Annotated in this window: 3 protein-coding genes; 1 reads left to right on the top strand and 2 read right to left on the bottom strand. The window is 28.3% G+C overall.

The genetic code is table 11. The annotated features are described in order from the left end of the window. On the bottom strand, nucleotides 1–677 hold a 677-nt coding region (locus tag F811_RS0100560), incomplete at its 3' end, for an Rpn family recombination-promoting nuclease/putative transposase (RefSeq protein ID WP_020003372.1). A 105-nt stretch (nucleotides 678–782) separates the two neighbouring features. Beyond that, the gene (gene mutL, locus F811_RS0100555; protein ID WP_020003371.1) at nucleotides 783–2,606 is read right to left on the bottom strand and encodes a DNA mismatch repair endonuclease MutL; all 1,824 of its coding nucleotides are present in this window, start codon (nucleotides 2,604–2,606) and stop codon (nucleotides 783–785) included. 390 nt (nucleotides 2,607–2,996) lie between these two features. Here mutL and F811_RS0100550 point away from each other — a divergent pair, with 390 nt between their 5' ends. Continuing rightward, entirely contained in the window at nucleotides 2,997–4,184 is a 1,188-nt protein-coding gene (locus F811_RS0100550; protein ID WP_020003370.1) for a thiolase family protein, read from the top strand. Nucleotides 4,185–4,607: the final 423 nt, after the last annotated feature.

Raw genomic sequence — 4,607 nt, 5'->3', positions numbered from 1 at the left:
TATAGATACGCTTCTCTTTTATCGTATTCATTCATCATTAATCTATCTTTAATAAAGTTATTGTATCTTTTTTGTACTTCTTCCATTATAGGTTTTTCTTTTACTAAATCTGACATAATTTCCCCCTTATTATCTTTCTCTTTCATTGTGAAAAATTTAAGCCAGCAATTTAAATCGGGCTTTAATAAATTATATTTAAATTTCCTGAGTTCAATTATATGAATTTGTAAATGGTCTGTTAATAATCTATTATTAATAGTATCATAAATCATATAGCATGAATGAATATTATTTGAGTCATCTAAATTAAAATTAAGTAAATTTATGCTTATTACTGGAGTTAAGGCATCGTATTTTTCTCCATGTTTTAATAATTTACTATAATTTGAAGCCCAATAATATAATATGCGTTCTGGAAATCTTGAATTGCCTTGTAATTGTATTTCTATAATGACAACTGTACCATTTTGAGTTATACATTTTACATCTGCTATTGTTTCTTTATCTTGATAATTTTCCTTATAATTGAATGGCGTTAAAATCTCTACACTTCTAAATGTCTTCATATTAGAATCAAGCATTGTAGAATTAATAAAGTCAAGCAGTATAGGATTACTGTCTGGCGATGAGAATAGATATCTCACAAAATAGTCATTCAAAACATTAATATTTCTCATAGCTTTATTATACTAATAATAACTATAAATGTAAAGCTAATATTTTAATCATAAATTAACAAGCTATTTTTTAATAAGTTTATTAGTGGTAAAATAAAAATAGTATTATCTAAAGAATTTTTTATCTAAATATTCTTTTGAGAGCCTTAATACAAAAGGTCTTCCATGGGGACAGTTTGTAAGTATATTTTCTTCTTCAAGCAAATCAAGTAATGTCTGCATATCGCTGTTTGAAAGTTTATCGCCAGCTTTTGGAGAATATTTACATGATATAGTAGAGCAGGTATGTTTTATTATTTTTTCTAAATTATTATTATCACCCTTATTTATATAAATGTCCAAAATGTCTTTTATTATTTTTTCTATTTTTTGATTTCTAGGAATGTATATTGGTATATCTTCAATTATAATGCTGTGTTTTGAATTAGCTTCAAATTTTATTCCTATCTCTTCTATTGATTTTTTTGAAGAGTTTAAAATATCTATTTCATAATCTTTGTATTCTATTTCACAAGGTATAAGCAGTTTCTCATATTCTATTTTTTTTGATGTAAGAGTTTTATATATTCTTTCATAATTAAGCCTTTCATAAGCGGCATGCTGATCTATTATATACATTTCATTTCCGCGTTCGGCTACTATGTATGAAGAAAATACCTGTCCTATGGCCCTTGTATACTCTCCGAACTCTGTATTGTTATAATTTGTTTCATTGTAATTAATTGTTTTTTGGTATGTATTATTAAATGTATAACTTTCTGTATGATTTTTATTTGAAGAGTTTTGAACTGCTTGATTGATGTTATTAATATCATTATTATTTTTTAAATTATTGACATTGTCCTGATTATTATAAAAATTATTATTCTGTATAGGAAAAGTAGGAGTAATATCTTTATCAATATCTACTTCCATATTAACAGAATCAAAATTATTTCCTGAATTTATATTATTTGATATAGCATTATATAGTATTCCAGAAATCTCTCTTTCATTTTTTATTCTTACTTCTTTTTTACTGGGGTGAACATTAACATCTATTTTGCTGCTGTCAATATTAATGTATAAGAAGAATAAAGGATAACGCTCTTTAGGTATGGCATTAGAGTACGCATTCTTAATAGCGTATGAGAGAACCCTGTTTTCTATAGGTCTATTATTTAAGAATATAAAATTATTTTTTCTTATAGACTGGCTAATTTTAGAGTTTGAAAATAAGCCGTAAATTAATACATCATTTTTTTCTATCTCAATTTCTATTAAGTTTCTAAATATATTGCTGTCGGATAAATAATTTTCGATTCTGTCTTTTAATGTATCAGCTTTTATATATGAACTCACAACTTTTCCATTATTTTTAAGTTTCATAGAGATTTGAGGCTGAACCAATGCCTCCATATCAAAAACTTCTTTAACAAGAAAAAATTCTCTTGAAATATGCTTTAAGAACTTATATCTTGCAGGTATATTAAAGAACAAATTTTTAGCGATAACTTTTGTACCCTGCGAGGCTGCAGCAGGTTTATGCTCTATAATTTTACCGCCTTCAATAATTATTTTTCCGCCGTTATTTTCGTCTATGCTTTTTGAAACAATTTCTAAATTTGTAACGTCCGATATAGAAGCTAAAGCCTCCCCCCTAAATCCTAATGTATATATGGAGTCTAAATCTTCTATAGAATGTATTTTACTTGTTGCATGATGGGTAACAGCAAGAGGAAGCTCATCAAAATGTATACCATATCCATTATCTTCTACAATCATAGATTTGATTCCCGCTTCTTCAACAGATATTTCAATGTCTGAAGCTCCAGAGTCAACAGCATTTTCAAGCAGTTCTTTAAGCATAGAAGCAGGTCTTTCTATAACTTCTCCAGCAGCTATACGGTTAGCTACAGACTGAGGCAGTTTCATAATATTTTTGTTCATAGTTTTTATATATTACCATAAAATTAAATAAAAAGGAATAATATTTTTATATATGTATTTTTCAATATATAAAATTAATGTTTGTATATTATTATAATTGTTTAATATTATCATTTAATTATAATGTAACTGGTAACAAGTTATTGTATGTTTTTTTGTTGTTTAATGTATATATTATATTTGTTATTTGGTTTATTTTTTAGTGATATATTAACTAAAAAATATCATCTTTTAGTTAATTTACATGCTGATAATATACTATAGTTAGGTATAATAAAAATTTGTAATATTTAATTGAAATTGATAAAAAAATGTATTATACTAAAAGCAACGCATTAATATTATAAATAGAAATGCATAAAAATTAATAATTCTTTGGAGATTAAAATTATGTCTAGAAAAATAGTAATAGCTAGTGCTTGCCGTACAGCAATAGGAAGTATGGGCGGAGCTTTAAGTACAGTTCCAGCAGCTGAACTTGGTGCAATAGTAATAAAAGAAGCTTTAAATAGAGCTAAAGTAGCTCCAAATCAGGTAGATATGGTATATATGGGTTGTGTTATACAGGCTTCACAAGGTCAGAATGTTGCTCGTCAATGTTCTATAAAAGCAGGTTTGCCAGTAGAAGTTCCTGCTATGACAATAAACGTAGTTTGCGGTTCTGGACTTGATGCTGTAAATATTGCTGCTAATATGATAGCTGCAGGAAATGCTGATATAGTAGTAGCAGGCGGTACAGAAAATATGTCATTAGCTCCTTATGCACTTAAAAAAGCACGTTACGGATACAGAATGGGTAATGACACTATTATTGATACTATGGTTAATGATGCTCTTTGGGATGCATTTAATAACTATCATATGGGTATAACAGCAGAAAATATCTGCGATGATTGGAAACTTACAAGAGAAGAATTGGATGCATTTGCTGCTAATTCTCAGCAAAAAGCTGTTAAAGCTCAAGAATCTGGTGCTTTCAAAAAAGAAATAGTTCCAGTAACAGTAAAAACTAAAAAAGGCGAAGTAGTTGTAGATAAAGATGAAGGTCCTAGACCTGGTACTACAGTAGAAACTTTAGCTAAATTAAAACCAGCTTTCAAACCAGACGGCGGAAGAGTAACAGCAGGTAATGCTTCTAGTATTAATGACGGAGCTGCTGCTGTAGTAGTAATGAGCGAAGAAAAAGCTAAAGAATTAGGTATTAAACCTATGGCTACTTGGATTACAGGCGGTTTAGGCGGTGTTGAACCTAGAATTATGGGTATCGGACCAGTTGCTGCTACTAAAAAATTATTGGCTAAAACAGGTTTAACTATTAAAGATTTTGATATTATTGAATCTAATGAAGCTTTTGCTGCTCAGTCAGTTGCTGTTGGTAAAGAATTGGGTATTGATGTTGAAAAACAGCTTAACCCTAATGGCGGAGCTATAGCTTTAGGACACCCAGTAGGTGCTTCAGGCTGCAGAATTTTAGTTACTTTACTTCATGAAATGGAAGCTAAAAATGCTAAAAGAGGTCTTGCTACTCTTTGTATCGGCGGTGGTATGGGCTGTGCTACTATTGTAGAAAGAGAATAATGATATTTGGTTATTTTTTATAAAATTAAGTGTTATGGGTTTGATTTTTTTAATGAGATAGCCTTATCAAATTAAGGTTATTAGATTTCATATAGTCATGTTTTATGTTTTTAAGGCATGGCTATATGAAAAATTATTTTATTATTGCTTATAAAAATTATTATAAATTTTTTTATAAGTAATAGTAATTTTAAAGTGATAATTTATAACTAATTAATGAGGTTATAAGCTATTTGTAGTGACTTTATCATTAGTATAAATGTGATAAGTAAGTAGTTTATAGCTTATGAATTAGGTCATTAATTATTTATAAACGAGTTTATCACTAGCAATATTATGTGATAAACGATCAGTTTATAACTGACGAAGGAAGTTATAAGCTATTTGTAGGCGAGTTTATCACTAGCAATATTATGTGATAAA

Source organism: Brachyspira innocens ATCC 29796 (genome assembly GCF_000384655.1).
GTDB lineage: Bacteria > Spirochaetota > Brachyspiria > Brachyspirales > Brachyspiraceae > Brachyspira > Brachyspira innocens.
This window is presented reverse-complemented; position numbering and strand designations above follow the sequence as displayed.